The organism is Streptomyces lushanensis (genome assembly GCF_001700515.1).
GTDB lineage: Bacteria > Actinomycetota > Actinomycetes > Streptomycetales > Streptomycetaceae > Streptomyces > Streptomyces lushanensis.
Genome location: NZ_MAUD01000182.1, coordinates 1 through 26,445 on the forward strand (window position 1 = coordinate 1; position 26,445 = coordinate 26,445).

Consider the following 26,445-nt stretch of genomic DNA (forward strand, 5'->3'; position numbering starts at 1 on the left):
CGCGAGTCCGTCGGGGGCCTCGCGTATGCGGTATCGCTCAGTGGCCATCCAAGACATAACCGAATCGTACTTGACTATGTCAGCGTGGGCGAGCACGCTGACGACAGAGGCAAATTAACTACGCCTATGTCATTGTGGGCCGTCATCCGAGGAGATCGTCATGACCACCGTCAGTGGAGCAACCGTCCTGGTCACTGGTGGACAGCGCGGACTGGGCCGGGCTTTCGTACAGGAGCTGCTGGAGGCGGGAGCCGCCAAGGTGTACGTCACCGCCCGTACGCCCGTCGCCGATCCCGACCCCAGGGTCGTTCCCGTACCGCTGGAGGTGACCGACGCGGAGTCGGTCGCGGAGCTGGCGCGTGTCGCGGACGATGTGTCCATCGTCTTCAACAACGCGGGGATCGGCGCCGCCGACCCGCTTGTCACGGTTGACCTGGACAAGGTCAAGGAGCTCTTCGAGGCCAATGTGTTCGGTGCGCTGAGGATCGCTCAGGCTTTCGCCCCGATCCTGGCGGCGCAGGGCGGCGGCGCGCTGGTCGACATCCACTCGGCGCTGTCCTGGGCGGCGGGCAGTGGCGCCTACGGTGCGACGAAGGCGGCCTTCTGGTCGCTCACCAACTCGCTCCGGCTGGAACTGGCTCCGCGGGGAACCCAGGTGGTGGGGGTGCATCTCGGCTACACCGACACCGACATGATCCGGGCGCTGGACGTTCCCAAGGGTGATCCCAGGGCGGTGGCGCGCGCGGTCCTCTCGGCGCTGGAGAAGGGCGAGAGCGAGGTGCTCGCGGACGACGCCAGCCGCTTCTTCAAGTCCGTGCTCTCGGGCCCGGTCGAGGGACTGACCCTGTCGAGCGCCGCCTGACGGGCGGGAGGCTCCTCGGCCGCGGCCGGAGGGGAGTGGGGCCCGGCTGCGCCAAGGGCGGAGCCGGGCCCCGTCGGTTCGGCCCCTCGCGGTCCGTCGCGTCCGTCACCGTCCGTCGGTCGCCGTTCCTCGTGCTCCGTCACGGTCCCCCGCGATCCGTTCGGCCGGGCGTGCCGGACCCCCTGCTTCAGGTCTCCATGTCAGTCCGCCACGGACGCGAAGGCCGAGACCTTGTCCGCCTTGAGGCGCACCACCAGCTCACCCGGAACTCCGTTGCGCTCCCCGAACTCCCCCGCGCGTTCCTCGCCCATGTACCGAGCGGCGATCCGCGTCGCCCAGGCGCGCAACTGCTCCGGCTCCTCGTCGATTTCGGCCCGGCCCTGGATCACCACGAAGGCGAACGGCGGTCGTTCGTCGTCCACACACAGCGCCGCCCTGCCGTCACGCAGCAGATTGCGCCCCTTCACGGTCTCCTTGCCGGTGTTGAAGACAAGATCGTCGCCGTCCACCACGAACCAGACGGGCGCGATGTGCGGGCTTCCGTCGGCCCGTACGGTGGACAGTTTCGCGGTGCGTGTCCCCTCGGAGACGAAGGCCCGCCATTCGTCCTTGCTCATGTGTCTCGCCATGCTCGTATTTTCCGTCGGGCACGCGCCCCGCGCGATACGACGCCCCGGGTGTGCGCCGGGGCCCTGAGGGCCGGGGAGCGCTTGCCCGGGAGCGGCGGGTGCGGAAGGCTACGGGGCGTTGCGAGCCAGGAGAACATCTGAACGGGGAGGAACGGCAATGCCACTCGAAAAGGGACTTGACTGGCTGCTGGACGACCTGACGGAGCGGGTCGAGCATCTGCAGCACGCGCTGGTCCTGTCCAACGACGGCCTGGTGACGGGGGCCAGCGCGGGACTGGCGCGTGAGGACGCCGAGCATCTCGCGGCCGTCTCCTCGGGCCTGCACAGCCTCGCCCGCGGGTCGGGGCGCCACTTCAGGGCGGGCCAGGCCCGGCAGACCATGGTCGAGTTCGACGAGGCGCTGCTGTTCGTCACCGCGGCCGGGGACGGCAGTTGTCTGTGCGTACTGACCACGGCCGAGGCCGATGTCGGGCAGGTCGCCTATGAGATGACGCTGCTCGTCAACCGGGTCGGGGAGCATCTCGCAGTCGCGGTCAGGCAGGCGGGCCAGACCAGCCTGAGCGGTCTGTGAGCGGTTCAGGAACACCCTGAGCCGGGCCTTCCGCCCGGCCCGCCGAGTTTTCCACAGGCCTGACGGAGAACGTGCCTGCCGCGCTACGGTCGTCACCGGGAGTGATCGCGAGTGATCGCGAGTAACGACGACTCACGGGGGAGGACCATCATGTCCGTCAGCGATGCCCGGGGCGACATCCGGGACAGGACCATGGGCGACACCATGGACGAGGCGGGGACCGCGGAAAGGAAGCCACGCACGGCGCGTACGGTCGGTGTCGTGCGGGCCGCGCGGGAGCTGGAGCTGAGACGCGGGGAGTTCGAGCTCGCCGCGCAGTTGGGCCATATCCGTACCCTCGCGGGACCGGGCGCCGGACGGCGGCAGGTCACCCGGCAGGAGATCGACCGTCTGCGGGCGGCGGAGGGATTCCCGGAGGCGCTCCGCGAGCGGGCGCGCACGGTGGGGACGGCGGAGGCCGCGGAGCTCATGACCGTCAGTCCGGGGCGCTTCACCCGGCTGGCACGGGCGGGATTCATCGCCCCGGTGCGGTTCTATTTGAATCGGTACCGCGCGGTTGTCTGGCTCTATCTCGCCGATGACGTCAGGACGTTCGCCGTCCGGGAACCGGCTCTGCTCACCGGCCGGCTGCCAGGGCCGCTCCGCCTCGGTCCGGACGCGGAGGAGGACCGGCGTCCGCGCAACTGGCGGGGCAGGCGCATCGCCCATCTGCTGCACGAGAGCGAGGACCCCTGGGAGCGCGCGGCCGTCGTCGGCTGTGTGCTGGATCCGGCCCTCCTGGCCGAGGTGGTGCGTGATCCGTACGAAAGGGCTCATCTGAACCGGCTGCGGCCCGAGCTCGCTCCCGGCCGGCCGGAGCCGGAGTCGGAGGTGGCGCGGGAGACGGTGCGGAGGCTGGTGGTGGCCGACCACCCGGACGAGATCCGATGGCACCGCACGAGCCTGGACACACTCCTCGCGCAGGCCCGGCGCACCCGCCCGGTCCCGCGCCCCGGCGGCCTGTACAAGGACGGGGGACCGTCACGGAGGGAAAGAACCCCCGAGCCACCGCGCGCGGTCGGCCGCAGGGGCCTGCTGAGCCGACTGCGGATCGGTGGTGACCGACGCAGGCCGGCGGGTCGGCCGTGACGGCCGACCGACCGTCACGGCCGGGCGGTGGGTGCGTCGCCGGGGCCGGGCTTGCCGGTGACGACGGTGCGCTCCGGGGAGAACTTCCCCCAGTTGCCGTCGGGCAGCTTGGCACGGAGCTTCACCCGGTAGGTCTCGCCGGCCTCCTTGCTCACATACACGCTGTAGTCGGCCCGGCCCTTGGGGGCCTCGCCGCCCCAGATCAAGGTCGTCGCGAAGGTGCCGTCGATGTAGATCTGGTACGAGGGGACCTCGCCACCGGTCTTCGGCGCCAGCCAGGACAGATCGACATAGTGCGCGCCGTCGGCGGCGTGTGTCGTGGCCCGGAAGTCGATCGGGGCGGTGTCGGGATCGTCGCCCGGCCCGCGCGGGGTGGTGATCTCGACGGCTCGGCTGGCCGGTGATGTGTTGTCCGCCGCGTCCCGGGCGGTGACCGTGAAGCGGTAGTGGGTGCCCGGCCGCAGTCGGGTGACCTGCGCGGAGGTCGCGTCCCCGCCCACGCTGTGGATCTTGGAGCCGCCCTGGTAGATGTCGTAGGAGGTGATGCCCTGGTCACCGGTGGCCTTGGCCCAGCTCAGCCGGGCGGCCCGCGCGCCGTCGCTCCTGCCCGTCAGCATCTCCGGGCGGGTGGGTGCTTCCTTGTCCTCCGCGACCGCGGCGGGCGTGGTGACGGCCGTCTCTTCGCTGTACGGCGAGAAGGCGCCCTCGTCGGTCCTGGCCCGTACGGAGAAGGTGTACGCGGTCGACGGCTTCAGCCCGGTGACATCGATCATGGTCTTCTCGGCCGGGACGTCCTTGATCTTCGTCTTGCCGCGGTACACCTCGTAGCCCTTGATCCCGGCCTTCGCCGGAGGCTGGTTCCACATGACATGGACCGAAGTGGCGCTGCCCGCCTGGACGGTGACCCCGGCCGGGGCCGAAGGAGCCTTGTCCTTCTCGTCGTTCGAGCCGCAGCCGGCCAGTGCGAGGAGGACGGCGGACGTGAGCGCGGCAACACTGGCGAACCTGGGCATGGCCGTGTCCTCCACCTGGGGGCAATGGTCTAGACATATATGGCACAGGTGTCGCGACCACATCAAGGGGGAGGGGTGTATTCGTTCCCTGGCCGGGGTGTACTCCGACCCCGGCCAGGGGTTCGAACTAAGACAGAACGAAGGGAGAGGGAGAAACCGGGATGGTGCTAGACCCGGTGGACGAGCTGGGTGTTGAGCTCGTAGCGGGCGCCGACGATGGCCAGCTTGCCCTCGGCCACCTTGGCCGCGAGGTCGGGCTCTGCGGCCAGGCGTCCGGCCACCCGGGCGACGTTGGCGGTGACGGTCGCGTCCACGCGCGCGTCGCCCACCTCGGAGTGCACGATCGCGGGCTGGATCTGGTCGGCCAGGTACTGTATGTGGGCCGGGAGTTCCTCGCCCGACTCCTCGGCGTGGACGGCCGCGGCCACGGCGCCGCAGGACTGGTGTCCGAGGACGAGGACCAGCGGGATGCCGAGCTCCAGCACGCCGTAGGCGATGCTGCCGAGGACGGCCTCGTCGAGGACCTCGCCGGCCGAGCGAACGGTCATCAGATCGCCGAGGCCCTGGTCGAAGACCAGCTCCGGCGGTACCCGGGAGTCGATGCAGCCGAGGACGAGGGCGAAGGGGTGCTGCCCCGAGACGAGCGCCTGACGCACGGTCTCGGTCTCGTGCGGGTGCTGCTCCCGGAAGGTCCGCCAGCGTCGATTGCCTTCGGAGAGTTCACGGAGGGCCTCGTCCGGGGTGGCCGGACGGGGGCGGGGCAGGCGGTGGCCCGTGGCGCCCGCGGAGGGCGCGGCGATGGCCACACCGGCCGTGGCGGCGCCACCGGCGAGGGCGGCGCGAAGCAGCGTGCGGCGGGGTGTGGCGCCGGCTGCGGAGGGTCTATTCGCATGTCTGGTCGATATCACGGCCGGAGACTATCCAGGGCACCCTCGGGTATTGGCTGGTCTTGGCGCATTGTTGACCCTCTCTTGAATCAACCGCACCGTGCGTACCGGGGATTTGGAGCAAATGCGGACGTAGTTGGGTCGCTGTCCAGCCAGGTTCTTTGGATTCGAACAGACAGGCCCGCGAGCATGGTTGCCCCGGGCACGGCAAGGATCCGTGGCCCGCTGTGGTTGCATGGTTCGGTGAATCGACAGACAGTGCCGAAAGCCGATGACATCCCGATGTGTGATGTCCGGCGTCGCGGCGAGGACGACCTCGACGACTGCCTACAGGTGCTCGCCGAGGTGCACAAAGTTGACGGCTATCCCGTGAACTGGCCCGTGGGCCCGGTCGACTGGCTGGCCGGGCCCACGCAACTGGCGGCCTGGGTCGCCGAACTGGACGGACGGATCGTCGGCCATGCCGCCCTCGCCCCGGCCGGCGCGGAGGACGTGGCCCCGGTCCTGTGGAGCAGCCGGACGGGAACGGCGGTCGCCGACACCGCCGTACTGAGCCGTCTGTTCGTCGCTCCCTCGGCGCGCGGCCATGGGATCGGCGGCCTGCTGATGTCGCAGGCCGCGCGGGAGGCCCGTGAGCGCGGTCTCCATCCCGTACTGGACGTCGTGGCCGCCGACTCCGCCGCGGCGGCTGCCGCGCTCTACGAACGCTTCGGCTGGAATCTGCTGGCCGTCGTGGACCAGCGCTGGAGCCCGGACCAGACCGTCAAGGTCCACTGCTACGCGGCCCCGTAGCCGACCCGTGTGCGCGGCCGGCCCCTGTGTACCGGGCCCGAGCCATGGTCCCGTCGGCGGTCAGCGCGCGGGCCGGTCCAGCCGGCGCGTCGAGCGGCGTACCACCAGCTCGGGCTGGAGCACGACGGAGCGGTGCCGGTGCTCCTCCGCGCCGGGCCCCGTCTCGTCCATCAGCATCTCCGCCGCCGTGCGCCCCATCGCGTCGGCCGGCTGCCGTACGGAGGTGAGCGGTACGACGGCCGCGGCGGCGAACTCGATGTCGTCGTAGCCGACGATCGACACATCGCCGGGCACATCGACCCCCGCCCCGAACATCGCTTGCAGAACACCCAGCGCGAGCAGGTCGTTGGCGCAGAACACGGCGGTGGGACGCTCCGCCAGTCCCAGCAGCCGCGCTCCGGCGTCGATACCGGAGGCGACGTCGAGCCGCGCCGACTCCACCTGCCGCAGGGCCTGTTCGGGCAGACCGGCCTCGCGCAGCGCGGCCAGCGCGCCCGTACGGCGGTCCCGGCACTGAGGCAGCGACATCGGGCCGCTGATGTACGTCACCGACCGGTGCCCGGCGGCCAGCAGGTGCCGCACCGCGAGCGCGCCGCCCGCCACATCGTCCACCGAGACGGAGCACCCCTCGGCGGCGGGCACGGCCCGGTCGACATGGACGTACGGAATGCCCTGCCGCGCGAACTCCCGCACGGTGCCGCCGGACGCGTCGGTCGGCGTGAGCAGCACGCCGCGTACCCGCTGCTCGGCGAAGAGCGCCAGATACTCCGCCTCCTCGGCCGCGCTGCCCGCGCTGTTGCAGAGCATCACCCCGAGCCCCGCCTCGCGCGCGGCGCGCTCGGCGCCCTTGGCGACTGCGACGAAGAACGGGTTGGCCATGTCGAGGACGAGGACGGCCAGGATCCGGCTGGTGCCGACCCGGAGCTGGCGGGCCGTCTCGCTCCGTACGAAACCGAGTTGATCGATCACGGCGCGGACCCGGACGAGTGTGTGCTGCGAGACCTTCTCGGGCCGGTTCAGCACATTCGAGACGGTCCCGACCGAGACTCCGGCCAGCCGGGCCACGTCCTTGATGCCGACCGTCTGCGCCACGCGTTCCTGCCCGTTCTGTCACATCGTGTGGGGACCTCTGTCCGGTAGGACCATCATATGCGGGCTATGCCCCTGGATCAGTGCCGCGGCCCGGTCCCAGCGGGAGCGGTCGCCGGTCGGTCCGTACCGTCGCGGCTCCAGCGTGGCGCGGAGCAGAGCGCGCAGTTCCGCGAGAGTGCCGCCGACGGCGCCCGCCGCGCGTGCCTGTACGAGTACGTTGCCGAGGGCCGCCGCCTCTGCGGGCCCCGCCACCACGGGCAGACCGCAGGCGTCGGCGGTGAGCCGGCACAGAAGCTCGTTGCGGGCGCCGCCACCGACGATGTGCACGGTGTCCACGGCGCGGCCGGAGAGCCGCTGGGCGTCCTCGATCGCGCGCCGGTGCGCCAGGGCGAGCGAGTCCAGGACACAGCGGGCGGTCTCGGCCGGTCCCCGCGGTGGCCGCAGGCCCAGGCCCCGGCACGCGTCCTCGATCCGCCGGGGCATGTCGCCGGGCGCGAGGAACGCGGGATCGCCGGCGTCGACGTAGCACCGCAGTCCCGGCACCTCGGCGGCCTCGCGCAGCAGCCGGTCCAGCCGTTGCGGGAGGCCGGCCGCCTCCCAGGCGCGCAGACACTCCTGGAGCAGCCACAGGCCCATGATGTTGCGCAGATAGCGGACCGTGCCGTCGACACCCAGCTCATTGGTGAAGTTGGCGCGTCTGCTCTCCTCGGTGAGGACGGGCGCGTCCAGTTCCAGCCCGGCCAGCGACCAGGTGCCGGTCGCGACATACGCGAACCGGTCGTCCGACGCCGGGACCGCGACGACGGCCGACGCCGTGTCGTGCGAGCCGACCGCCGTGACCGGGACGGGGCCGGACAGACCGGTCTCCGCCAGCACCTCGGGGAGCAGCTCCCCGGCCCGGTCGCCCGGGCCGCGCAGCGGAGGGAACAGCGTGAGATCGATACCGAGAGCGTCGGCGACGGACCGGGACCAGTCGCGGGTACGGGGGTCGACGAGCTGCGTGGTGGAGGCGTTGGTGAGCTCGGTCCCGGCCTCGCCGGTGAGCCAGTACGCGATCAGATCGGGGATCAGCAGCAGCCGCCGCGCGGGGCCGAACACGGCGCTGCCCCGGGCCGCGATGAGCTGGTAAAGGGTGTTGAACGGGAGGTACTGGAGGCCGGTCGCCGCGTACAGCTCGGCCGGTGGCAGCACGGCGTCCACCAGCGCGGCCCGGCCCTCGGTGCGCGTGTCGCGGTAGTGCACGGGATTGCCGAGCAGCGCGCCGTCCGCGTCGAGCATTCCGTAGTCGACGGCCCAGGTGTCGACGCCGACACTCGCCGGCGCCCGTCCCGCCGACCTGCCCGCGGCGCGCAGCCCGTCCAGCACACCTCCGTACAGGGACAGGATGTCCCAGTGCAGGGTGCCCGCGGTCCTCACCGGGCGGTTGGGGAACCGGTACACCTCCTGGAGGCGCAGTGTGCCCGCGCCACGGCCGGAGACATGGCCGACCATGACCCGGCCACTTGACGCGCCGAGATCGACGGCGGCGAAGGGGAGCGGAGCGGTGGACGACACGACGGACCTCGTTCTCAGCGCAGGAACGCGGCCGGGACACCGGCGTCGACCGGCACATGCAGCCCCGTGGTGTGGCTGAGGTCGCCGCCGGTCAGGGCGAACACCGCGCTGGCCACATGCTCGGGCAGCACCTCCCGTTTGAGCAGCGTGCGCTGGGCGTAGAACTCGCCGAGCCGCTCCTCCTCCACGCCGTACACCGCCGCCCGTTCGGCGCCCCAGCCGCCCGCGAAGATTCCCGAACCGCGCACCACGCCATCGGGATTGACACCGTTGACCCGGATTGAGAGCCCGCCCAGCTCGGCGGCGAGCAGCCGCACCTGATGGGCCTGGTCGGCCTTGGTCGCGGAGTACGCGATGTTGTTGGGACCCGCGAACACCGCGTTCTTGGAGGCGACATAGACGATGTCGCCACCGAAACCCTGATCGGTCATCACCCGGACCGCCTCACGGGAGACCAGGAACGAGCCACGGGCCATGACGGAGTGCTGGAGGTCCCAGTCCCGCGCGGTGGTCTCCAGCAGCGGCTTGGAGATCGAGATGCCGGCGTTGTTGACGATCAGGTCCACGCCGCCGAAGGCGAGGACGGCCGCGTCCAGCGCCGCCTTGATCTGCTCCTCGTCCGTCACGTCGGCGGTGACCGCCACCGCCGTGTCCGTGCCACCCAGTTCCCCGGCGACCGTCGTCGCGCTCTCGGCGTTGAGGTCGGCGACCACCACGCACGCGCCCTCGGCGGCCAGCCGGTGCGCGACCGCCCGCCCGATCCCCGAGCCCGCACCCGTCACCAGCGCGACCCGGCCCGCCAGCGCCTTCGGCGCGGGCATACGGCGCAGCTTGGCCTCCTCCAGCTCCCAGTACTCGATCCGGAACTTCTCGGACTCCTCGATCGGCGCGTACGAGGAGACGGCCTCGGCCCCGCGCATCACATGGACGGCGTTGAGATAGAACTCCCCGGCCACCCGGGCGGTCTGCTTGTCCTTGCCGAAGGAGAACATGCCCACACCCGGCACCAGTACGATCGCCGGATCCGCCCCGCGCATCGCCGGTGAAGCGGGCGTCGCGTGCCGTTCGTAGTACGCCCGGTACTCGGCTCGGTAGCCGGAGTGCAGCTCGGCCAGCCGCTCCCTCATCCGCTCCAGCGGCGCACCGGCGGGCAGATCGAGCACCAGGGGGCGGACCTTGGTCCGCAGGAAGTGGTCGGGACAGGAGGTGCCGAGGGCGGCCAGCCGGGGATGTTCCGCACGGGAGAGGAAGTCGAGGACCGGTTCCGTGGCGGTGTAGTGGCCGATCTGGCGCCGGTCGGTGGAGACCAGACCACGGATCAGCGGGGCCAGCGCCGCCGCCCTCGCCCGGCGCTCGGCCTCGGGCAGCGGCTCGTACCCCGGCAGGACGGGACCGAAGGGATCGGCCCTGCCGCGCTCGGCGAGAAACGCCTCGGCGGTACGGATGATGTGCAGGGAATTGCGCTCGCACTCCCGCGAGGTGGCTCCCCAGGCGGTGATGCCATGGCCGCCGAGCACACAGCCGATCGCCCCGGGATTGGCCTCCTTGACCGCGGCGATGTCCAGACCGAGCTGGAAGCCCGGCCGGCGCCAGGGCACCCAGACCACGGTGTCGCCGAAGCACTCGGCCGTCAGCTTCTCGCCGTCCGCCGCGCAGGCCAGGGCGATCCCCGAGTCGGGATGGAGATGGTCCACATGAGCGGCGTCCACCAGTCCGTGCATCGCGGTGTCGATGGAGGGCGCCGCTCCCCCCTTGCCGTGCAGGCAGTGGTCGAACGCGGCCACCATCTCGTCCTCGCGCTCCACGCCCGGGTACACCGCGGTCAGCGCGCGCAGCCGGTCGACCCGGAGCGCGGCGAGCCCGTCGGCCTCAAGGGTGCCCAGATCGCCGCCGGAGCCCTTGACCCACATCAGTGCGATGTCGTCGCCGGTCACGGGATCGGTGGCGGATCCCTTCGCCGAGGTGTTGCCGCCGGCGTAGTTGGTGTTGCGCGGATCGGCGCCGAGCCGGTGCGAGCGGTCGAGCAGCTCGGCCGCCGCCGGATGCACGGTCGGCACGGGGCGATAATGAGGCTGATCAGTCATCATGTCCCTCTGTGAGGTGCGGACTTCGCCGGTGCGGTGCGGTCCGTGGGCGGTGCGGGCCGGGCAGGGGCCGGGCCGGGTACGGGCGCGGCGCGGCGGACACGGGCTGTACGGGCCCGGTCCTCAGGCGCCCCAGCCGGCCGGTGTGCCGCCGGCCCGCTCCGCGACGATCCTCTTGCCGTATCCGGACGCGTGGTACGCGGCGACGGGATCGGCGTCCGCGCCCAGTTCCGCGCGGACCTCGGCCACCAGAGGGCGTACGTCCGTGCTGAAGGCGTCCATGAGCGCCGCGTTCGCCGCCAGCACGTCACCCGCGCGCTGGGCCGCGTCGAGCGCCTCCGCGTCCACCAGCAGCGCCTTGGCCGTGGCCTCCTGGACGTTCATCACCGACCGGATGACCGCCGGGATCTTCTCCTCGATGTTGTGGCACTGGTCGAGCATGAACGCCGTCTCCGCCGTGAACCCGCCTCCCCTGATCACCTCGTACATGATCCGGAAGAGCTGGAAGGGGTCCGCGGCCCCGGCCATCAGATCGTCGTCTGCGTAGAAACGGGAGTTGAAGTCGAATCCGCCGAGCTTTCCCTCGCGCAGCAGCACCGCGACGATGAACTCGATGTTGGTGCCCGGCGCGTGGTGCCCGGTGTCCACGACCACACGCGCCTTCGGGCCCAGCTTCAGACAGTGCGCGTACGCCGTGCCCCAGTCCGGCACGTCCGTGGCGTAGAAGGCCGGTTCGAACAGCTTGTACTCCAGCAGCATCCGCCGGCCGTCCCCGAGCCGCTCGTACACCGCGGACAGCGCCTCGGCGAGCCGTCCCTGGCGTGCCGAGATGTCGTCCTGGCCCGGGTAGTTGATCCCGTCCGGGAACCACAGCTTCAGATCGCGCGAGCCGGTGGCCTCCATGACGTCCACGCACTCCAGCAGATGACCCAGTGCCTTGCGGCGCACGGCCGGGTCCGGATGGGTGACGGACCCGAGCTTGTAGTCGTCGTCCTGGAACACGTTCGAGTTGATCGCCCCGACGCGCAGTCCCAGCTCCCGGGCCCGCGCGGCGAGCGCGCCGTAGTCGTCCACCCGGTCCCACGGGATGTGCAGCGCCACCGTCGGGGCCACGCCCGTATGCGCGTGCACCCGCGCGGCGTCCGCGAGCTTCTCGGCGGGGGTACGCGGCACACCGGGCTGGGCGAACACCTTGAACCGGGTGCCGGAATTCCCGAACGCCCACGACGGCGTCTCGACGGCCTGTGACCTCAGTGCCGCCTTCACCGCGGACTCGGCGGATCGACCCGTCATATGTCAGCGCTCCCGTGGTGCGGACTCGCGGGACCGGCCGGAGTCGTTGCCATGATTCCTTCTGAATCGTTTCATCGCGGCGAAGTTATGGGAGTCGGCGGAGGGTGTCAACCCTCGGCGCGACACCTCCATTTGTTCGGGTCACACCCCTGTGAATGCAACCGGAGATTGTCGGGCGCAGCCCATTGACGCCGCCCTGGAAGGCCGTCTAGCTTCCGTGGAACCTCATTGAAACCTTTCACGACGGACGGGTGCCCCAGGTCCGTCGCCGCTGAGGAGCCCTCATGAACCAGCCCGCCCCGGACCTGGCCCTGAAGGACGTGAGCAAGTCCTTCGGCGCCGTACCGGCCTTGCGGGACGTCTCCCCGCGACTGTTCCCCGGCGAGGCGCACGCGCTCGCCGGCCCTGGCGTCGGGTCGGATCACCGGCGCCGGGGGTGAGAAGTTCGAGGCGGGCAGGCTCGGCGAGTACACGGTCGGGAAGGACGGCGAGGTCGTCCTCGGCGAGCCGGCCGTCTTCGACGGGAACAGCATCGACACGTTCGACTTCTGACCGGCGCCCAGCCGGAGACCTCCAACGGAGCCGCCATGACCGTCCGTACCGCCGCCGTCGCCCGCAGGCCCAGGATCGGGCTGGTCGCGGGCGGACTGGGCGCCTACTGGCCGCAGTTCCCCGACCTCCTGCCGCGGCTGCGGCGCTCGGCCGACCGGGTCACCGCGCGTATGCGTGAATTCGACGCCGACGTCGTGGACGTCGGTTTCATCTCGGACGCCCGGGAAGGCGCCGAGGCGGCCGAGAGGCTGCGCGCCGCCGACTGCGATCTGATCGTCGGTTTCCTCACCACTTATATGACGGCGACCATGCTCGTCCCCGTCGCCCAGCGCAGCGGCGCGCCCGTCCTGCTGATCAATCTCCAGCCCGCACCGGCCATGGACCACGCCTCCTTCGACACCGGACAGTGGCTCGCCTACTGCGGTGCCTGTCCGCTGCCGGAGATGGCCAACGCCTTCGAGCGTGTCGGCGTCCCCTTCCGCTCCGTCTCCGGACATCTTGAGGACGAGCGGGCCTGGGAACGCATCGGCCGCTGGATCCGGGCCGCCGGAGTCCGCTCCGTCCTGCGCCACGGCCGGCACGGTCTGATGGGACATCTGTATCCCGGCATGTACGACGTCTCCACCGACCTCACCATGGTCCCGGGACATCTCGGCGGCCATGTCGAGGTCGTGGAGTTCGACGATCTGCGCGTACGGGTCGAGCAGGTCAAGGACGGGGAGCTCACCGCGAAGCTCGACGAGACCCGTGAGGCCTTCTCGCTCGCCGACTCCGTGATCGAGGACGATCTGCGCTGGGCCGCGCGTGTCTCCGTCGGACTCGACCGGCTCGTCGCCGACTTCGACCTGGACTCGCTCGCGTACTACCACCGGGGGCTCGACGGCGAGATCCATGAACGGCTCGGCGCGGGCATGATCCTCGGCTCCTCGCTGCTGACCGCCCGCGGTGTCCCGGCCTGCGGCGAGTACGAACTGCGCACCTCGCTCGCGATGCTGATCACCGGCCGCCTCGGCGCCGGCGGCTCCTTCACCGAACTCCAGGCACTGGACTTCACGGCCGGAGTGGTGGAGATGGGCCACGACGGCCCCGGGCATCTCGCCATCAGCGAGCGCAAGCCACTGCTGCGCGGACTCGGTGTCTACCACGGCAAGCGCGGCTGGGGTGTCTCCGTCGAGTTCGACGTACGGCACGGGCCCGTCACCCTGGTCGGCCTGGGACAGAGCCGGGACGGACGGTACCGGCTGGTCGCGGCCGAGGGCGAGGTCGTTCCCGGGCCGCATCTGAAGATCGGCAACACCACCTCCCGTGTGGACTTCGGCTGTGACCCGGGGGAGTGGACCGATGCCTGGAGCGCCAGTGGTGTCGGCCATCACTGGGCCCTGGCCACCGGCCGGCTGCTGCCCGAGCTGCGTGCGCTCGGCGCGCTGACCGGCCTGGACCTGGTGGAGGTCTCCGTCTGACGCGGTGTCCGGTGGGGCAGGGCGAACCCCTTCCTCGTGACGACTTCGTGGCGGTGGCCTCGGGCGCGCCCGCGACGCCGGCCCGGACGGGCGGTACGCGTCGGCGTTCTCCCGTACGCGTGGCTGACGGTGGGTCCGGTTGCCCGCAGTGGCCGGATCGGCCGGAAGCGCCGTGGCGTCCGCGCCATCCCTTGGTCTAGACCTTGACAGGTTCACGTGATTCCGATTTGGTTCCCTCACCCCCCATGGCGAGCAACGGGACACCCGGTTGCTCGCGCGAAGGAGTGAGTCGTTTGAGACAGCGCGCCCTTGCCCTGTTCGCGGCGATGGTTTCGGCCCTCGCCCTCACGATTTTCCTGCCCGCCTCTTCCGCCTTCGCCGCGAACTGCGCGGCGGGATGGAACGCGTCCGCCGTGTACACCGGCGGTAATACGGCTTCGTACAACGGCCACAACTGGTCGGCCAAGTGGTGGACCCAGGGAGAGACTCCTGGCACCACCGATGTCTGGGCCGACCAGGGCGCCTGTGACGGTTCCAGCCCCGGCGGCGGCTCCGGCGCCTGTGACTACCCGGCCTGGGTGGCGGGCCGGGCGTATGTCGCCGGAAACATCGTGAAGTACACCGATGGCAAGTTCTATATCGCGGAGCACGACAACCCGGGTTATGACCCGATCATCAGCACCTGGTACTGGGAGCCGTACAACTGCACCGGCACGCCGCCGACCGATCCGCCGCCGGCCGGTGGCTTTGTCGTCAGTGAGTCCCAGTTCAACCAGATGTTCCCGGGGCGGAATTCGTTCTACACGTACAGCGGTCTGACGGCGGCGTTGAGCGCGTATCCGGGGTTCGCGAACTCGGGCAGTGACACGGTGAAGAGGCAGGAGGCCGCGGCGTTCCTGGCGAATGTCAGTCATGAGACCGGTGGTCTGGTGCATGTGGTGGAGCAGAACACCGCGAACTACCCGCATTACTGTGACACGTCGCAGCCGTACGGTTGTCCGGCGGGTCAGGCGGCGTATTACGGTCGTGGGCCGATCCAGCTGAGCTGGAACTTCAACTACAAGGCGGCGGGTGACGCGCTGGGTATCAATCTGCTGGCGGATCCGTGGCGTGTGGAGCGTGAGTCGGCTGTGGCGTGGAAGACGGGTCTGTGGTACTGGAACACGCAGAGTGGTCCGGGCACGATGACGCCGCACAACGCGATGGTGAACCAGGCCGGTTTCGGTCAGACGATCCGTTCGATCAACGGTTCGCTGGAGTGTGACGGGCGCAACCCGGCGCAGGTCCAGAGCCGGGTGACCAACTACCAGCGCTTCACCCAGATCCTGGGCGTCGCTCCGGGCAACAACCTCTACTGCTGACGGCCGGCGGGCCGTCCTCAAGGCCCTGTCCCGTCGAGACGCGCGGTCCCGGAACCTCCTCCGGGACCGCGCGTCGCCGTCAGTCGTGGGGCGGGGTTCCCGTCACCAGATGGTCGGCATGGTTGAGGGCCTCGATCGCCAGCCTCCGCAGATGGCCGTCCCGCAGTGTGTATATCGAACGCCGGCCGTCCTTGCGCACCTGGACCAGCCCCGCGAGCCGCAGCTTCGCCAGATGCTGGCTGACCGCCGGGCGGGCCGCGCCGCAGATGTCCGTGAGCGTGTTCACATCTGCCTCGCCCTGGGTCAGGGACCACACCAGGTGGAGCCGGGTGGGATCGGCGAGCAGGGCGAAGACGCCGGCCGCCGCGTCGAACTGCGGGGCGCCTGGGGTGTGCCGTTGCGACTCGGGCGCAACTGAGGGCGGATTGCTCGCTGGCATCTCCCCATCGTAGGACCACGGCGGGGACCACCCGGCTCGACAGGTGCATTGGTGCGCGCTTAAATACCTATGAGTGGTGACGTACATCCGCGGTGCCTGTCCCTCCCGGCGATCTTCCCGACAGGAGAGCCACATATGAACGCTCCTCACGACCACGACCACGACCACGACCACGGCTCAGGCCGGCCGGCGCGGCTGAGGCACCGGGTGGCGCACCTCGTCAAGCCGCACTCCCATGAGGTGTCGGACAAGGTGGACTCCGCCATGGAGTCGTCGGCCGAGGGAATGCGCGCGCTCTGGGTCTCCCTGGCCGTCCTGGGAGTCACCGCGCTCATCCAGGGCGTCGTCGTCGTGCTGTCCGGCTCCGTGGCCCTGCTCGGCGACACCGTCCACAACGTCGCGGACGCGCTGACCGCGCTGCCCCTCGGCGTGGCGTTCGTACTCGGCCGACGTGCGGCGACACGCCGGTACACCTACGGCTACGGCCGGGCCGAGGACCTGGCCGGCCTCGCCATCGTGCTGACCATCGCCGCGTCGGCCGCGCTCGCGGCGTACCAGGCCGTCGGGCGGCTGCTCGACCCGCGTGACATCTCCCATCTCGGCGTCGTCGCCGTCGCGGCGGTCGTCGGGTTCATCGGCAACGAGTGGGTGGCCCGCTACCGCATCCGCGTCGGCAGGAGGATCGGCTCGGCCGCACTGGTCGCCGACGGCCTGCACGCCAGGACCGACGGCTTCACCTCCCTGGCCGTCCTGCTGGGCGCGGGCGGTGCGGCCCTCGGTCTGCGCCGGGCCGATCCGGTCGTCGGTCTGCTGATCACCGCCGCCATCCTGTTCGTGCTCAAGGACGCCTGCCGGGAGGTCTTCCGGCGCGTGATGGACTCCGTGGATCCCGTACTGATCGATACGGGCGAGGCCGCCGCGCGCGAGGTCCCCGGCGTGCTGTCGGTGACGGAGCTGCGGATGCGCTGGATCGGCCACCGGCTGCGCGCCGAGGTCACCGTGGTGGTCGACGGCGCACTGAGCGTCCGCCGGGCGCACGCGGTCGCCGTCGAGGTCGAACACGCCCTGCTGCACTCGGTGCGCGGACTCACCGCCGCGCTGGTCCACACCGATCCGGCCGCCCTGCCCGGCACCGAGGACCCTCACCGGAAGCTGGCGCATCACATGGCACGAGCGGTGTGAACGCTCCCCGCCGGTTTTGCGGGGAGAGCGGGAGGCGCGCCCCCGGCACCCTCTGGTTCCTCGTCCACGGGCCGGTTACCGTCCTGGGATGTCCGACTTCGATCCCTCGTCGCCCGCGTTCCTCGCCGATCCCTGTCCCGTCTACGCCGAGCTGCGGGCCCGCGGCCGGGCGCACTACTACGAGCCGAGCGACCAGTGGCTCGTACCGCACCACGCGGATGTGTCGGCGCTGCTGCGGGACCGGAGGCTCGGCCGTTCCTACGGGCACCGGTTCAGCCACGAGGAGTTCGGCAGAACCGCGCCGCCCTCCGGCCATGAGCCCTTCCACGAGCTCAATGACCACGGGATGCTGGAACTGGAGCCGCCGGACCACACCCGTATCCGGCGTCTGGTCTCGCAGGCGTTCACACCCCGTACGGTCGAGCGGCTCAGGCCCTATGTGCGCGCGCTCGCGACCGAACTGGTCGAGCGGCTCGTGGCCGAGGGCGGCGGCGATCTGCTCAGCTCCGTCGCCGAGCCGCTGCCCGTCGCCGTCATAGCCGAGATGCTCGGTGTCCCCGCGACGGACCGCCCGCTGCTGCGGCCCTGGTCGGCGGCGATCTGCGCGATGTACGAACTGAACCCGTCGCAGGAGGCGGCCCGCCGCGCGGTCACCGCCTCACTGGAGTTCTCCGCGTATCTGCGCGAGCTGATCGCCGTACGGCGCGCCGAACCCGGCGAGGACCTGATCTCGGGCCTGATCGCCGTCCACGACGAAGGCGAGAAGCTGACGGAGGCCGAGATGGTCGCCACCTGCGCGCTGCTGCTGAACGCCGGGCACGAGGCGACGGTCAACGCCACCGTCAACGGCTGGCACGCGCTCTTCCGCAACCCCGCGCAGCTCGCCGCCCTCCGCGCGGACCGCGCCCTGCTGCCCACCGCCGTCGAGGAGCTGATGCGCTACGACACGCCTCTCCAGCTCTTCGAACGCTGGGTGCTCGACCCGGTGGAGATCGGCGGCACCACCGTCCCGCGCGGCGCCGAGGTCGCCCTCCTCTTCGGCTCCGCCAACCACGATCCGGCCGTGTTCACCGCCCCCGAAGGACTGGACCTGTCCCGCCGCGACAATCCCCACATCTCCTTCGGCGCGGGCATCCACTACTGCGTCGGCGCGCCGCTGGCCCGTATCGAACTGGCCGCGTCGATGGCCGCGCTGCTCGATCTGGCGCCCGGACTGGGTCCGGCGGGCGAGCCCGTCCGCAAGCCCGGCTTCGTCATCCGAGGACTGGCGGCACTGCCGGTCACGGTGTGAGCGGTACGTATCTCACGAACGGTCACGGCCGCCCCGTACGGTCCAACACGACGCGCGCCCACCCGTCCCACGAGGCTGCAATGGACGCGTGACCGCGCCTCCGGACGACTGCCTCGCGCGCAATGAGTGGATCTGCGGCGCCTATCTCACCAGCCGTCGCCAGATCCTCTGGAACGCGGTGCTCGAACATCTCGAACTGACCTTCTTCGCCGTACTCCTGGGCGTGCTGATCGCCGTTCCGCTCGCCCTGGCGGCCCGCCGCTGGAGCTGGCTCGGCGCGCCCGTGCTCGGGATCACCACCGTCCTCTACACCATCCCGTCGCTCGCGATGTTCTCCCTGCTGCTGCCGCTGTACGGGCTGTCGGCCTCGCTCGTCGTCGCCGGACTGGTGCTGTACTCGCTGACGCTGCTCGTACGGAACATCCTCGCCGGACTGCGTGCCGTCCCCGAGGACACCAGGCAGGCCGCCCGCGGTCTGGGATACGGGCCGCTGCGGCTGCTGCTCGCCGTCGAAGTGCCGCTCGCGCTGCCCGCCGCCATGGCCGGGCTGCGGATCGCCACCGTCTCGGCCGTCTCGCTCGTCACCGTCGGAGCGATCGTCGGCCATGGCGGGCTCGGCAATCTCATCTACGCCGGGATGAACACCTTCTTCAAGGCACAGGTGCTCACCGCCTCCGTCCTCTGTGTGCTCATCGCCGTCCTCGCCGATCTGCTGCTGCTCGGACTCCAGCGGCTGCTCACTCCCTGGACGAGGGCGGCGCGCGCGTGAACACGCTCTCCGCCGCCTGGTCCTGGCTCACCAGCGCCGCGCACTGGTCGGGGCCCGACGGTGTCTGGCACCGGCTCGGCGAACATCTCTTCCTCACCGTCGTCTGCCTCGCCCTCAGCTGCGCCGTCGCGCTTCCCGTGGCCCTGGTGCTGGGCCATCTCGGCAAGGGAGGCGCGCTGGCGGTCAATGTCTCCAACGCCGGCCGGGCCGTGCCCACCTTCGCCGTGCTCGTTCTGCTGCTGCTCACTCCGATCGGTACGTACGGGGACTGGCCGACGATCATCGCGCTGGTCCTGTTCGCGATCCCGCCGCTGCTCACCAACGCCTATGTCGGTATGCGGGGCGTCGACGGCGATGTCGTCCAGGCCGCCCGCGGCATGGGGATGACCGGAAGCCAGCTTCTGCGCCGCGTCGAGGTGCCGCTCGCGCTGCCGCTGATCCTCACCGGGGTACGGATCGCCGCCGTACAGCTCGTGGCGACCGCCACGCTCGCGGCCCTGGTGGGCGGTGGCGGGCTCGGCCGGATCATCACCGCCGGCTTCAATCTCGCCGACACCCCGCAGGTGGTCGCGGGCGCGGTGCTCGTGGCCGTGTTCGCGCTGCTGGTGGAGGCGGTGTTCGAGGCGGTGCGGCGGCTGGGGCCGCGCTGGGCCAGGGACGGCGCGCGATGAGGGGCCACCGGGTCCGTGTCGCGGTCGCCGCCCTCCTGCTGCCGGCCGTCACCACCTGCGCCACGGGCCCGTCCCTGGAGCACCGGGGCGAGATCACCGGGCCGCCGGGCGACAGCAGACATCTGACCATCGGCTCCGCGGGCTTCACGGAGAGCGATCTGCTCGCCCAGATGTACGCGCTCCTGCTGAACCACGCGGGCTACCACACCCGGATCCTCTCCGTCACCAACCGGGAGATCTACGAACCGGCCCTGGAGAGCGGCCAGATCGACGCCGTACCGGAGTACGCGGCGACCTTCGCGGACTGGCTGAACGCCAGGACCCATGGCGCAGGCGCCGAGCCCGTCGGCTCGCCCGATCTGGCCGCGACGATGCGGGCCCTGCGCGCCCTGGCCGCGCCGCGCGGACTCACCGTGCTCGATCCCGGCCGGGCCGTCGACCAGAACGCCTTCGCTGTCGCCGCCTCCTTCGCCGCCAAACACCGGCTGCGCACGCTGAGCGATCTCGGCGCGTCGGGGCTGCCCGTCAGGCTGGCGGCCGGAGACGAATGCGTGGAGCGGCCCTACTGCGAGCCCGGGCTGAGGAAGACCTACGGCATCGACATCACCGGTATCGATCCCAAGGGCGTGGGTACGACGCCGGCCAAGAAGGCCGTCCAGGACGGCCAGGACCAGATGGTGCTGACCACGACCACCGACGCCACGCTCGGCCAGTTCGGTCTGGTGCTCCTGGAGGACGACAAGCACCTCCAGAACGCCGACTACGTCGTGCCGGTCGTCAACCGCTCCCGGGCCGGTGCCGCCGGCGTGACCGGCGCGCTGTCCGAGCTGAACACCGTCCTGACGACCAAGGACCTGGCGTCGATGAACGAACAGGTGGACAGCTGGCGCCGGCTGCCGCAGGACGTCGCCACGGCGTATCTGAGGTCGAAGGGCCTGATCCCGCCGCACTGACCGGAGCCGCACTGACCGGACCGGACGCACGGACCGGACACACGCGTCGGGCCTGTCCGGCCGGCCCCGGACGGCCGGACAGGGCCTACGCGTCCGACACCGAGTCGAAGTCCACCTCGCCGCGTTTGACGCCCTGGGCGTCCGCGTCCACCGAGCGGCGCAGGGCCTCGTGGAGCTTCGCCGGAGTCAGGACGCCGAGGAAGCGCGGGCCGTCGAGGACCGCCACCCATCCCGCGTCGTGCTGGAGCATCTCGCTGAACGCCTGCTTCAGCGGTGAGCCGAGCGGTACCCAGGCCTCCATCCGGCGGGCCAGATCGCCGACGGAGCCGCGCTCACCGGCCTCGGCCAGCGTGTCCGCGGAGACCCAGCCGTGGAGCTCGCCGCCCGTGCCCAGGACCACGGCCCAGCGGGCGCCCTGTTCGCGCATACGGGCCGCCGCGTCCCGGGCCGGCTCGTCGGTCCTGGCGACCGGAGGCTCCTCCAGATCGGCCGGTTCCACGGCGGTGACCGACAGCCGCTTCAGCCCGCGGTCCGCGCCGACGAAGCGGGCCACATACGCGGTGGCGGGAGCGCCGAGGACCGCGGCCGGTGTGTCGTACTGCTCGATGCGGCCCTCTCCGTACACCGCGATACGGTCGCCCATCCGTACCGCCTCCTCGATGTCGTGCGTGACCAGCAGCACGGTCTTGCGCATCGTCGCCTGGAGCCTGAGGAACTCGTTCTGGAGCCGCTCGCGCACCACCGGGTCGACCGCGCCGAACGGCTCGTCCATCAGCAGCACCGGAGGATCGGCGGCCAGGGCCCGTGCCACTCCCACCCGCTGGCGCTGCCCGCCCGACAACTGGGCCGGATAGCGCGGACCGTACGTCGCGGGATCGAGCCCGACCAGTTCGAGCAGCTCGGCCGCCCGTCCGCGGGCCCTCGCCCGCCTCCAGCCGATCAGGGCGGGCACGGTCGCGGTGTTGTCGAGGACCGTACGGTGCGGGAACAGCCCGCCCTGCTGGATGACGTAGCCGATACGGCGGCGCAGGGCCACCGGGTCGACGCCCGCGACATCCCGGCCCTCGACCAGGACACGCCCCGAGGTCGGCTCGATCAGCCGGTTCACCATCATCATCGTGGTCGTCTTGCCGCATCCCGAGGGCCCCACCAGCGTCACCAGCTCGCCCTCGGCCACCTCGAAGGAGAGATCCCGCACCGCGGCCGTCCCGTCCGGATAGACCTTGGTGACCTGCTCGAACCGGATCATGTCCTCACGCTAGGAGCGGGCGCGTCCCGGCGCACACGGACCGGGACTGTCCGAGTCGGGCGCGCGGCCGGGCCGCGCGCCCCGGGGCGGGGGCCGTGGGCGACCGTCCACGGGCCCGTGTGCTGAACTGTCCGCCGTGACCGTCCCCGGCAGGGACGAGCGAGAACAGGAGCACCCGTGACCAGCTACCGCCAGCCCGGCGTCGTCCTCACCGACCATCACTTCTCGGTCCCGCTGGACCACGACGATCCGTCGGGTGAGCGGATCGAACTCTTCGCGCGTGAGGTCGTGGCGAGTGCCAAGGCGGACGCGGACCTGCCCTGGCTGGTCTATCTGGAGGGCGGTCCAGGCTTCGGCGTCCGCCGCTTCACCGGACGGCAGGCGTGGCTCGGCCGCGCCCTCCAGGAGTTCCGGGTGCTCCTCCTCGACCAGCGGGGCACGGGCCTGTCCACACCGGCCAACCGGCAGAGCCTGCCCCTGCGCGGCGGCCCGCGGGAGCAGGCCCGCTATCTCGCCCACTTCCGCGCCGACTCGATCGTGCGCGACTGCGAGACCATCCGGCCCGGGCTGACCGGCGGCGCGCCCTGGACCCTGCTGGGCCAGAGCTTCGGCGGTTTCTGCGCCACCCACTACCTCTCCACCGCGCCGGAGGGCCTGCGTACCGTCCTGATCACCGGTGGACTGCCCTCCCTGGACGCCACCGCCGACGAGGTCTACCGCGCCGCCTATCCGCGGATCGCGCGCAAGGTGGAGGCCCACTACACGCGCTATCCGCAGGACATCGGCAGGGCCCGCCGGATCGCCGAGCATGTCGCCGAGCACCGGCCCGTGCTCCCCGGCGGTTACGTCCTGACACCCGAGGCGTTCCAGTCCCTGGGTATCGTGCTCGGCGGCGGCGACGGCAGCCACCAGCTCCACTACCTGCTGGAGAAGGCCTTCGTCCGCGCGCCCGGCGGCCCGGTGCTCTCCGACGCGTTCCAGGAGGCTGTCGTCTCGGCCCTCTCGTACGCCGGGCATCCGCTGTACGCCGTGCTCCACGAGGTGATCTACGCCCAGGACGGCCGGCCCACCGACTGGGCGGCCGAGCGCGTGCGCGCCGAGTTCCCCCGCTTCGACGCGGCGAAGGCCCTCGCCGGTGAGGGCCCGTTGTACTTCACGGGCGAGAGCGTCCATCCGTGGCACTTCGAGTCCGACCCGGCGCTGCGCCCGCTGCGCGAGACCGCCGAACTGCTCGCCGCCCGTACCGGCTGGCCCGCGCTGTACGACACCGGCCGGCTCGCCGCCAACGAGGTGCCGGTCGCCGCCGTCGTCTACCACGACGACATGTATGTCGACACGGAGCACTCGCTGCGCACCGCGCGGGCGATCCGCGGGCTGCGGACCTGGGTGACGGACGAGTACGAGCACGACGGGGTGCGCGCGGGCGCGCCGCGGGTGCTGGACCGGCTGCTCGCGCTCGCGCGGGGCGAGGACTGACCGCCCGCGGGCCCGCGCCGCATCCGCCGGACCTCGCCGAGCGGATGCGGCAGGGCGGGGGGAGAATGGCCTCCGGGGGACTGGTCTCGCGCTGCGCGCGACGGCGGGAGGTGGTGGACATGCTGCTGCCGGACAGACATCTGGTCGCTGATCTGCTGGCCCGTTACCGGGCATGGGAACGGCTCGTCCTCGCCGATCCGCTCGACGAGACCACCCGGGGCCGGTTCGAGGACGTCGCGTACACCCTGTGCGTCCTCATGGGGCAGCGCACCGCGCGTGAGGCGATCTGGCACGCCGAGACCTATCTGCGCAGGACCCGGCCGGTCCCGATCTTCCCGGACGGAACGGAGCCCGTCGGCCCGGGAGTTCACGAGATCAGCGCGGAGTGACCTGGATCCCGACGGCCCTGTGAGGGCCGTCGGCGTGCTGTTCCCACGATGGCAAGCGACCGCTTAGTATGCGGGCGAGTGCGGTACCGCCCATCGTGTGGAGGCCCTGAATGCAAGCATGGCGAGTACACCGGAACGGAGAGCCGGGCGAGGTGATGCGGCTCGAGGAGACGGAGCGTCCGGAGCCCGCCGACGGCCAGGTGGCGCTACGGGTCCGGGCGGCGAACATCAACTTTCCGGATGTGCTGCTCTGCCGCGGCCAGTACCAGGTACGGCCGCCGATGCCCTTCACACCGGGCGTGGAGATCTGCGGGGAGACCGAGGACGGACGGCGGGTCATCGCCGTGCCCGCCCTGCCGCACGGCGGACTGTCCGAGTACGTCGTCGCGGACGAGGCCGCGGTCCTTCCCGCGCCCATGGCCCTGGACGACGCGGAGGCGGCGGCCCTGCGCATCGGCTATCAGACGGGCTGGTTCGGACTGCACCGGCGGGCGCGGCTGCGGGCGGGCGAGACGCTGCTCGTCCACGCGGCCGCCGGCGGTGTCGGCAGCGCCGCCGTACAGCTCGGAAAGGCCGCGGGAGCCACCGTCATCGGGGTCGTCGGCGGCCCGGACAAGGCCCGGGTGGCCCGGGAACTGGGCTGCGACCTGGTGATCGACCGTCGTACGGAGGACCTGGTCGCGGCCGTCAAGAAGGCCACCGGCGGGCGGGGCGCGGATGTGGTGTACGACCCGGTGGGCGGCAAGGCCTTCGACGGGTCCACCAAATGCGTCGCCTTCGAGGGCCGTATCGTCGTCGTGGGCTTCGCGAGCGGCGTCATTCCCAGCCCCGCCCTCGGCCACGCGCTGGTGAAGAACTACTCGATCCTGGGCCTGCACTGGGGTCTGTACGCCGCCAAGGACCCGGCGGCGGTGGCCGCCTGCCACGAGGAGCTGACCACGCTCGCGGCCCGGGGCGCGATCAGGCCGCTCATCAGCGAGCGGGTGGCGATGAAGGGCGCTGCCGACGCCGTCCAGCGGGTCGCCGACGGCAGCACCACCGGCCGGCTCGTGGTGCTCCCGGGAGGCGTGGCCCGATGACCGACGCCGCCCAGCCGACGACCGATGCCGCCCAACTGCGTTCCCTCACCCGGAAGCTGCTCGCCGATTACCCGCCCTCCGGCACCGACCGCACCGACTTCCTGAAGGCGCGCTTCGATGCCGGACTGGCCTGGGTCCACTGTCCCGTGGGGCTCGGCGGACATGACGCGCCGCGCTCCCTCCAGGCCGTCGTGGACGCGGAGCTGGCCGCGGCGGGCGCGCCCGACAACGAACCGCGCCGGATCGGCATCGGTCTCGGCATGGCCGCGCCGACGATCCTGCGTTACGGCACCCGGGAACAGAAGGAGCGCTTCCTGCGGCCCCTGTGGGTCGGCGAGGAGGTGTGGTGCCAGCTCTTCAGCGAGCCGGGCGCCGGCTCGGACCTCGCCGCGCTCGCCACCCGCGCCGTACGCGAGGGCGGCTCCGCCACCGGCGACTGGATCGTCAACGGCCAGAAGGTGTGGACGTCCAGCGCGCATCTCGCCCGCTGGGCCATCCTCATCGCCCGTACCGATCCGGACCTGCCCAAGCACCGGGGCATCACATACTTCCTCTGCGACATGACCGATCCCGGTGTCGAGGTACGGCCGCTGCGCCAGATCACCGGCGAGGCCGAGTTCAACGAGGTCTTCCTCACCGACGTACGCATCCCCGACGCGCACCGGCTCGGCGAGGTGGGCGAGGGCTGGAAGGTCGCGCGGACCACCCTGATGAACGAGCGGGTCTCCATCGGCGGTGCCCAGCTCCCGCGCGAGGGCGGCATGATCGGCCCGGTCGCCAGGACCTGGCGCGAGCGGCCCGGACTGCGCACCCACGAGCTGCATCAGCGGCTGCTGACGCTCTGGGCGGAGGCCGAGGTGGCCCGGCTCACCGGCGAGCGGCTGCGCCAGCAGCTCGTCGCCGGACAACCGGGTCCCGAAGGAAGCGGGATGAAGCTCGCGTTCGCCCGGCTCAATCAGGAGATCAGCGGGCTTGAGGTCGAACTCCTCGGTGAGGAAGGCATGTTGTACTCCGACTGGACCATGAGCAGACCCGAGCTGGTCGACTTCACCGGACGCGACGCCGGTTACCGCTATCTGCGCTCGAAGGGCAACTCCATCGAGGGCGGTACGAGCGAGGTACTGCTGAACATCGTCGCCGAGCGGGTCCTCGGTCTGCCCTCCGAGCCGCGCGACGACAAGGACGTTCCCTGGAAGGACCTGGCACGATGACGGCGTGGCCGAGCGGACCCGACACCTCACCCGATCTGCTCTACTCCGACATCGAGGACGATCTGCGCGCTGCCGTACGGTCCCTGCTCACCGACCGCCACGACCTGCCGGCGGCGCTCGTCCGCGCCGAGTCCGGTGATCCGTACGATCCCGGGCTGTGGACCTCGCTCACCGCCGGGATCGGTGTGTCGGGGCTGCTCGTCCCCGAGAAGCTCGGCGGCCAGGGCGCGGGCGCGCGCGAGGCCGCCGTCGTACTGGAGGAGCTGGGCCGGCGCGTCACCGCGGCGCCCTTTCTGACCAGTTCGGTGATCGCGACCGAGACGCTGCTCGCCTGCGACGGCGGGAGCACGCGGAGCACGGATGTCGCGGGACTGCTCACGGCGCTCGCCCATGGCCACCGGGTCGCGGTGCTCGCCGTACCGTTCACCACCGCGCCGGACGGGGCACTGCCGGCCGGC

Annotated in this window: 26 protein-coding genes; 17 read left to right on the plus strand and 9 right to left on the minus strand. The window is 71.3% G+C overall.

What is annotated here, in order from left to right:
- Positions 1-160 precede the first annotated feature (160 nt).
- The gene (locus BFF77_RS16375; protein WP_066949832.1) at positions 161-862 is read left to right on the plus strand and encodes an SDR family oxidoreductase; all 702 of its coding nucleotides are present in this window, start codon (positions 161-163) and stop codon (positions 860-862) included.
- 200 nt (positions 863-1,062) lie between these two features.
- Here BFF77_RS16375 and BFF77_RS16380 read toward each other — a convergent pair whose 3' ends face one another.
- Entirely contained in the window at positions 1,063-1,491 is a 429-nt protein-coding gene (locus BFF77_RS16380; protein ID WP_066949835.1) for a PPOX class F420-dependent oxidoreductase, read from the minus strand.
- Positions 1,492-1,648: 157 nt separating this feature from the next.
- On the opposite strand from BFF77_RS16380, the gene BFF77_RS16385 reads away from it, so the two are divergent.
- Together BFF77_RS16385 and BFF77_RS16390 are read left to right on the plus strand one after the other, a co-directional pair.
- Positions 1,649-2,062 (plus strand): roadblock/LC7 domain-containing protein, encoded by a 414-nt coding sequence (locus tag BFF77_RS16385; RefSeq protein WP_066949838.1) that lies wholly within the window; start codon positions 1,649-1,651, stop codon positions 2,060-2,062.
- A 150-nt stretch (positions 2,063-2,212) separates the two neighbouring features.
- Positions 2,213-3,190 carry a DUF6397 family protein gene (locus BFF77_RS16390; RefSeq protein WP_245703544.1) on the plus strand — a complete coding sequence of 326 codons (978 nt, stop codon included), beginning with the start codon at positions 2,213-2,215 and terminating at the stop codon, positions 3,188-3,190.
- 14 nt (positions 3,191-3,204) lie between these two features.
- On the opposite strand, the gene BFF77_RS16395 is transcribed toward BFF77_RS16390, so the two are convergent.
- Both BFF77_RS16395 and BFF77_RS16400 read right to left on the minus strand, forming a co-directional pair.
- Positions 3,205-4,203, minus strand: a complete 999-nt coding sequence (locus BFF77_RS16395; RefSeq protein ID WP_066949842.1) for a fibronectin type III domain-containing protein — start codon at positions 4,201-4,203, stop codon at positions 3,205-3,207.
- Positions 4,204-4,370: 167 nt separating this feature from the next.
- Positions 4,371-5,111, minus strand: a complete 741-nt coding sequence (locus BFF77_RS16400) for a carbonic anhydrase (protein WP_066949845.1) — start codon at positions 5,109-5,111, stop codon at positions 4,371-4,373.
- Between the two features lie 261 nt (positions 5,112-5,372).
- Here BFF77_RS16400 and BFF77_RS16405 point away from each other — a divergent pair, with 261 nt between their 5' ends.
- Positions 5,373-5,882, plus strand: a complete 510-nt coding sequence (locus tag BFF77_RS16405; RefSeq protein WP_066949848.1) for a GNAT family N-acetyltransferase — start codon at positions 5,373-5,375, stop codon at positions 5,880-5,882.
- Positions 5,883-5,942: 60 nt separating this feature from the next.
- Here BFF77_RS16405 and BFF77_RS16410 read toward each other — a convergent pair whose 3' ends face one another.
- From BFF77_RS16410 to rhaI, 4 genes are all read right to left on the minus strand, one after another.
- Positions 5,943-6,974, minus strand: coding sequence for a LacI family DNA-binding transcriptional regulator (locus BFF77_RS16410; RefSeq protein WP_066949851.1), 1,032 nt, complete (start codon positions 6,972-6,974; stop codon positions 5,943-5,945).
- Between the two features lie 18 nt (positions 6,975-6,992).
- Positions 6,993-8,528, minus strand: a complete 1,536-nt coding sequence (locus BFF77_RS16415; RefSeq protein WP_281196511.1) for a rhamnulokinase — start codon at positions 8,526-8,528, stop codon at positions 6,993-6,995.
- 14 nt (positions 8,529-8,542) lie between these two features.
- Complete coding sequence (locus BFF77_RS16420; protein ID WP_245703550.1) at positions 8,543-10,585, minus strand: bifunctional aldolase/short-chain dehydrogenase; 2,043 nt, start codon at positions 10,583-10,585, stop codon at positions 8,543-8,545.
- A 150-nt stretch (positions 10,586-10,735) separates the two neighbouring features.
- On the minus strand, positions 10,736-11,905 hold the full coding sequence (rhaI, locus tag BFF77_RS16425) for an L-rhamnose isomerase (protein WP_066949858.1): 1,170 nt from the start codon (positions 11,903-11,905) through the stop codon (positions 10,736-10,738).
- Between the two features lie 284 nt (positions 11,906-12,189).
- On the opposite strand from rhaI, the gene BFF77_RS35650 reads away from it, so the two are divergent.
- The 3 genes from BFF77_RS35650 (at position 12,190) to BFF77_RS16435 (ending at position 15,278) form a co-directional block, all read left to right on the plus strand.
- Positions 12,190-12,345: a hypothetical protein gene (locus BFF77_RS35650; RefSeq protein ID WP_169922672.1), complete on the plus strand. Its 156-nt coding sequence runs from the start codon at positions 12,190-12,192 to the stop codon at positions 12,343-12,345.
- Between the two features lie 147 nt (positions 12,346-12,492).
- Positions 12,493-13,917: an L-fucose/L-arabinose isomerase family protein gene (locus BFF77_RS16430; protein WP_066949861.1), complete on the plus strand. Its 1,425-nt coding sequence runs from the start codon at positions 12,493-12,495 to the stop codon at positions 13,915-13,917.
- A 293-nt stretch (positions 13,918-14,210) separates the two neighbouring features.
- Positions 14,211-15,278: a glycoside hydrolase family 19 protein gene (locus BFF77_RS16435; protein WP_245703551.1), complete on the plus strand. Its 1,068-nt coding sequence runs from the start codon at positions 14,211-14,213 to the stop codon at positions 15,276-15,278.
- 79 nt (positions 15,279-15,357) lie between these two features.
- On the opposite strand, the gene BFF77_RS16440 is transcribed toward BFF77_RS16435, so the two are convergent.
- Positions 15,358-15,717: an ArsR/SmtB family transcription factor gene (locus BFF77_RS16440; RefSeq protein WP_066949867.1), complete on the minus strand. Its 360-nt coding sequence runs from the start codon at positions 15,715-15,717 to the stop codon at positions 15,358-15,360.
- A 135-nt stretch (positions 15,718-15,852) separates the two neighbouring features.
- On the opposite strand from BFF77_RS16440, the gene BFF77_RS16445 reads away from it, so the two are divergent.
- The 5 genes from BFF77_RS16445 to BFF77_RS16465 all read left to right on the plus strand — a co-directional run bounded on the left by BFF77_RS16445 (position 15,853) and on the right by BFF77_RS16465 (position 20,583).
- Positions 15,853-16,899: a cation diffusion facilitator family transporter gene (locus BFF77_RS16445; RefSeq protein ID WP_066949870.1), complete on the plus strand. Its 1,047-nt coding sequence runs from the start codon at positions 15,853-15,855 to the stop codon at positions 16,897-16,899.
- An 88-nt stretch (positions 16,900-16,987) separates the two neighbouring features.
- Positions 16,988-18,190, plus strand: a complete 1,203-nt coding sequence (locus tag BFF77_RS16450; protein WP_066949873.1) for a cytochrome P450 — start codon at positions 16,988-16,990, stop codon at positions 18,188-18,190.
- Positions 18,191-18,278: 88 nt separating this feature from the next.
- Positions 18,279-18,959 carry an ABC transporter permease gene (locus tag BFF77_RS16455; protein ID WP_066949876.1) on the plus strand — a complete coding sequence of 227 codons (681 nt, stop codon included), beginning with the start codon at positions 18,279-18,281 and terminating at the stop codon, positions 18,957-18,959.
- Entirely contained in the window at positions 18,956-19,630 is a 675-nt protein-coding gene (locus BFF77_RS16460) for an ABC transporter permease (RefSeq protein WP_066949878.1), read from the plus strand. Before BFF77_RS16455 ends, BFF77_RS16460 begins: the two co-directional genes overlap by 4 nt.
- Positions 19,627-20,583 (plus strand): ABC transporter substrate-binding protein, encoded by a 957-nt coding sequence (locus BFF77_RS16465; protein ID WP_066949880.1) that lies wholly within the window; start codon positions 19,627-19,629, stop codon positions 20,581-20,583. Before BFF77_RS16460 ends, BFF77_RS16465 begins: the two co-directional genes overlap by 4 nt.
- 85 nt (positions 20,584-20,668) lie before the next feature.
- Here BFF77_RS16465 and BFF77_RS16470 read toward each other — a convergent pair whose 3' ends face one another.
- Positions 20,669-21,832: a betaine/proline/choline family ABC transporter ATP-binding protein gene (locus BFF77_RS16470; protein WP_066949882.1), complete on the minus strand. Its 1,164-nt coding sequence runs from the start codon at positions 21,830-21,832 to the stop codon at positions 20,669-20,671.
- Positions 21,833-22,009: 177 nt separating this feature from the next.
- On the opposite strand from BFF77_RS16470, the gene BFF77_RS16475 reads away from it, so the two are divergent.
- The 5 genes from BFF77_RS16475 to BFF77_RS16495 all read left to right on the plus strand — a co-directional run.
- Positions 22,010-23,308: an alpha/beta fold hydrolase gene (locus tag BFF77_RS16475; RefSeq protein WP_066949884.1), complete on the plus strand. Its 1,299-nt coding sequence runs from the start codon at positions 22,010-22,012 to the stop codon at positions 23,306-23,308.
- Between the two features lie 65 nt (positions 23,309-23,373).
- A complete protein-coding gene (locus BFF77_RS16480) occupies positions 23,374-23,697 on the plus strand; it encodes a DUF5133 domain-containing protein (RefSeq protein WP_342671237.1) in 324 nt (107 codons plus the stop codon).
- Positions 23,698-23,807: 110 nt separating this feature from the next.
- On the plus strand, positions 23,808-24,776 hold the full coding sequence (locus BFF77_RS16485; RefSeq protein ID WP_066949886.1) for an NADPH:quinone oxidoreductase family protein: 969 nt from the start codon (positions 23,808-23,810) through the stop codon (positions 24,774-24,776).
- Positions 24,773-25,987 carry an acyl-CoA dehydrogenase family protein gene (locus BFF77_RS16490; RefSeq protein WP_066949888.1) on the plus strand — a complete coding sequence of 405 codons (1,215 nt, stop codon included), beginning with the start codon at positions 24,773-24,775 and terminating at the stop codon, positions 25,985-25,987. Before BFF77_RS16485 ends, BFF77_RS16490 begins: the two co-directional genes overlap by 4 nt.
- Positions 25,984-26,445: acyl-CoA dehydrogenase family protein (locus BFF77_RS16495; RefSeq protein ID WP_141698453.1), on the plus strand; the 462-nt coding region annotated here is incomplete at its 3' end. The genes BFF77_RS16490 and BFF77_RS16495, both read left to right, overlap by 4 nt.